Below are 4145 nucleotides of genomic sequence, written 5' to 3'. Positions count from 1 at the left end.
GGGCAGAGACTCAGCGAAGACGAACTAGTCTCGATGATTTTCCTGCTGTTCGGCGCTGGACAGGAAACCACAACCCATCTTATTTCCGGCGGGCTTTTTGCGCTGCTATCGCATGAGGATCAACGCCTCAGGCTGCAGAGTGACCCAGCCCTGATGCCTTCTTGCATCGAGGAATGCTTACGTTACGTTTCGCCGGTACAAATGACCAAGCCGCGCTTCGCGACCCGAGACCTCGTCTGGCAGAACCGGCAATTCCGCCGCGGCGACATGTTCGCCGGATTGCTGGCGGCAGCAAACTGCGATCCTTCCAAGTTCGAACATCCTCATAGTTTCGATATCACGCGCCACCCTAATCCGCACCTCTCGTTTGGCACAGGCGTGCATTTCTGCCTCGGTTTCCAACTTGCTCGGGCGGAGGCGGCGGTAGCGTTCGAGCGCATCTTCACGCGATATCCAGACATTCGCCTCGACACCAGACCGACGCGTACGGCCAAGTGGCGCAAGCGTCTGGGTATCCGGGCGCTGGCACAGTTGCCTGTACGGCTCGTGGCATGAATTAGGATACTTTCACACGTTTGCCACGATACGCGAGCGCAGAGCAGAGGCCCCGCGTCGACAGGTGGGCCCTTTAAGTATTTCCGGGACTCTCCGGCTCGAAATGCGCAGTCTGCTTTGATGGCGATAAACGTGACGGCATCGCCGGCTGTGAGCGAATATCGCGCTTCCGCCGCAATTCGGGAGGGGAGCCATGATGAGCAGCCCCAACACCTCGAAAATTGGCCTCGCCTACTCAGACCGCGATCGGGCGCCACAGCCAATACCTAGCCCAGAAACTGCACATAGAATCGAACTGCTGCGGCGCATGTCTCCGGCCGCCCTTCAATTGCTCAGCCCTCACCTTCACAGCAGCTTTCTGCCACTGGCCGTGTCGCCGATGATTTCTCTGCTAGAAGGCTTCCCGCACCCATTGCACCCGCGACCCGGAGATTGACCGCAGGATTGATCTAAGAACGTGCTTTGCCGGAAGGCCGGCGTCGAGTTCCTCCCCGAGAATGGGGGTGGCGCCAGGGTACGGCTTAAAAACCCCGCGTTAGCCACCCCTCACCTGCCCGAGAGGGAGGCCGGCATCATCGAAAACAATGACATGCAGGTGCGACTGCGGAGTGCTTTAGTTTAATTTGACTCCCGTAAGGCACCGGCAGTTAATCTCCTGTCAGGGCAAAGAGGGGCCATGAACAGGGAGAAAACGATGGCCGTGCAAAAGGAAGACTACCGAACGAACAGAGCCGACTTTGCCATTGCTGCTATGCATAGTCGAGCGACCTCTGAGGAAGACCGTGCCGAGCTAGTCGCAACAAGAAAATCCCTTTGGCTCAGAGATCGGCGATCTGCAACATTGGCTGCAAACCCGTCAGAAAGTACCCCTCAACCAAAGGCTAAACCGCGCGGTTAGCGAGTCGGGTCCAGGCGGATCCTGGTGAGGACATCGGCGAGATAGCCCAGCGGCTCAACGCCGTTGGCTTGCAGATTTCAATCAGCGAGGCGACAACGGCCCAGTGTTCGGCTCCGCCGTGAGGGCCTGCGAAGAGCGCATTCTTGCGGTTGAGCGCCATCTCGGGAGGTCCACCATCGTTGGCACCCGTATTTCGGACGTCGGCTTCGCTGCGGGAACAGCGAAGAGCGCGCCGACGGCCGGATCATTCATCTCGTCGTCGCCCCGTCCGGCCGAACTCGATCGGAAGCGACAGTCTCGGCAATTGTTGTTCCATTGTCGCGGATTACCACGGGGTTGGTCCGCAGGCTCGGCCCGCTCTTAGGGTCCCCCACATGGCAACCCATTGGTTCTCCCCTCCGGTTAACGTCAAGACCAACCGACTCGGGGTCATCTACAGCTGCAACAATGTCGAGGGTGCCGCCGAGGAACTCCTGAGGTGGACCAAGATGGCCACTGAAGGAAGGCGTGCAAGTGTGCATCGAAGCTGTCGAGGACCGGACGACCCCCCGGAGGCCCGCAAGGCGTTCGAGGCTGCTGCCAAGGAGGAGGGCGCGCTGGAGGTCGGCGAGCTGATGAAGGCGATTCACCATTCCTTCACCTTATTAGCGCACGTTCCTATACGGACATGTTGGTGTAGCTTGTACGTGCCCAAAGCCCCGGCGCATCGACCCAGCACCGGGGCTTTTTTGGGTTAACGGATGGCACCGCTGAGAGGATCAATTCCTCCAGATCGAACACTGAACTACTTGACCCGTTGCCTGATCACGAACCCTTTTCGAAAACACGCATGAAGGCCCATTGCGCGTGATCGAGCTTCCTTCGTCGCAACGTAATCGGGATAGCCGACATGCCATTGCCAGAGGAAGTTTGGTGGGGCAGGATAGCATATTAGGCCGGCGCACACGATTGCACGCAGCTGCGCCGGACCGATGTCGAGCCGCTCTCCCACATCCTCGCCGATCCGATGCAAGCCATTGCGGCAGCGTGGGCAGGCATGGTCCTCGATGTCGACAATCATTTCCACCCGCGGCAGATGGGATGGCAACGCGCCGCGTTTCGTTCGACGCTTCCTGGCCCAGGAGCCGCCCGAGAGTAGCGTGGCCTCTATTCACCTCAAGGTGTCGAGCATTGCTTTGGCCTCTTTGAGGTCCGGTGTCGCAAAGCCTTCGGTGAACCAAGCATAAACCGGCGCGAGCAGATCGCGTGCGTCGGCTTGCTTGCCCTGCTCGCGCCAGAGCCGGGCGAGAGTGGTGGCAGCGCGTAGCTCCCAAGACTTCGCGGATTGACGCTGGGCAATCTGGATCGCGCGCTGCAACGCGGCGCTTGCGTCGCCTTGTCTTCCACCGTCCGGCAAAGCTGTCAGGAACTGCCCTCGCAATCGATGCAGTTCGGCGTCCGGCCAGCACTGCCCCGTGCGCTCGACCGCCGCTATAGCCTCATCCAGTTCCTCGAGCGCCCGTCGCACGTCACCGGAGAGTGCGCAGGCGTCGGCAAGCAGGCTCAGAAAGAAGGGCCGCATCCATTCCGCGCCGCTATCCGTCCACTCCGCGAGTCCGCGCTCGATCGCCGCAATGCCGACTGCTCCGCGCCCTTGGCGAGCCATGGCCCAGCCTTGGACCACAGTCGCGCCGGCTCTCCACAGATCAAATTTCTGCTCGCGAGCCAATTCCAGCAAGGATGCCGAGTGGTCAGCAGCCACTCCGAGGTCGTGGCCATACGCACCCGCCATCGCGCTGTACATCAGGGCAAACCCTTGAGTGTTTTTATGCCCAACGCTGCGCGCCAACGCCAGTGCTTCGGCTTGCCGGCGAGATGCCTGATCTGGGTAGCCCAGCAGCCACAGGACCCAAACCAGGTGCGACAGCACGGCAACCCCAAGGTCTTGTCCGAAGGTAAAGGCCGTGAAACCGTGCCGCTGCGGGTCGTACAGCGCAATGGCCTGCTCGAGGTGCTCTCGGGCGGCGGACAACTCGCCCATCATTTCGTTGGTGGCCCCGCAAATCCGGTGCGCTACGCACAGTCGCTCCGGGTCGGGATGCTGCTCGGCCAAGGCGAGAATATGGCCAGCGAGGTTTTGCTGCTCTCGAACGGCCATCCGGACATATTGGACAGCCCAGAACCCATACAGCACGGGAAACTGTTGTGAAACGTCCCCTACGGCCTCGACCAGATCCCGGGCGCGGGCGAAAGCGGCGGCGGTTTCGGACGCGGCGTAGCCGTGGCGGGCGATGCACGCCTGCCCGAGGATCGTCTGGAGATGCAGCTCACGCTCCGCTTGAGCTCGGTCTTCCGGCAAGGTTCGCAAGAATTCGATGCTCTTGGCAAGATGGCCTGTGGCTTCCGCAGCTGCCGAGCGCCGGAACGCGCGTTCGCCAGCCCGCTGCCAGTAATCGACGGCGCGCTCCATTGAGCCCGCTTGTGTGAAGTGATGGGCGAGAATCTCAGGCTGGGTCTCGACCACCTCCGGCCATCGCTCTTCCAGCACCTTGGCGATCCGCGAGTGCAACTTCTGCCGCGTACGACGCAGCAGGCTCACGTAGGCTGCATCCTGAACGAGTGCGTGCTTGAATGAGTAGGTAGCTTCGGGCGGGGTGCCGCGGCGGAACGCGAGACCGGCGCTTACGAGCTCATCCAATCCTTGCATCAATAC

Annotated in this window: 1 protein-coding gene and 3 pseudogenes; 1 reads left to right on the top strand and 3 read right to left on the bottom strand. The window is 61.0% G+C overall.

The window, feature by feature from the left end; translation table 11 throughout:
• Positions 1-555, top strand: a 555-nt coding sequence (locus E5W70_RS30900) for a cytochrome P450 (RefSeq protein WP_292665042.1), incomplete at its 5' end; no start/stop codon positions are given.
• 894 nt (positions 556-1449) lie between these two features.
• On the opposite strand, the pseudogene E5W70_RS30895 reads toward E5W70_RS30900, so the two are convergent.
• From E5W70_RS30895 to E5W70_RS30885, 3 pseudogenes are all read right to left on the bottom strand, one after another.
• Positions 1450-1613: pseudogene (locus E5W70_RS30895) on the bottom strand (transposase domain-containing protein); the annotation flags it as partial.
• A gap of 783 nt (positions 1614-2396) precedes the next feature.
• Positions 2397-2564, bottom strand: a pseudogene (locus E5W70_RS30890) (IS66 family transposase zinc-finger binding domain-containing protein); the annotation flags it as partial.
• Positions 2565-2603: 39 nt separating this feature from the next.
• Positions 2604-4145: pseudogene (locus E5W70_RS30885) on the bottom strand (adenylate cyclase); the annotation flags it as partial.

The sequence above is a fragment of the Mesorhizobium sp. genome (assembly GCF_005063415.1).
Classification (GTDB): domain Bacteria; phylum Pseudomonadota; class Alphaproteobacteria; order Rhizobiales; family Rhizobiaceae; genus Mesorhizobium.
This window is presented reverse-complemented; position numbering and strand designations above follow the sequence as displayed.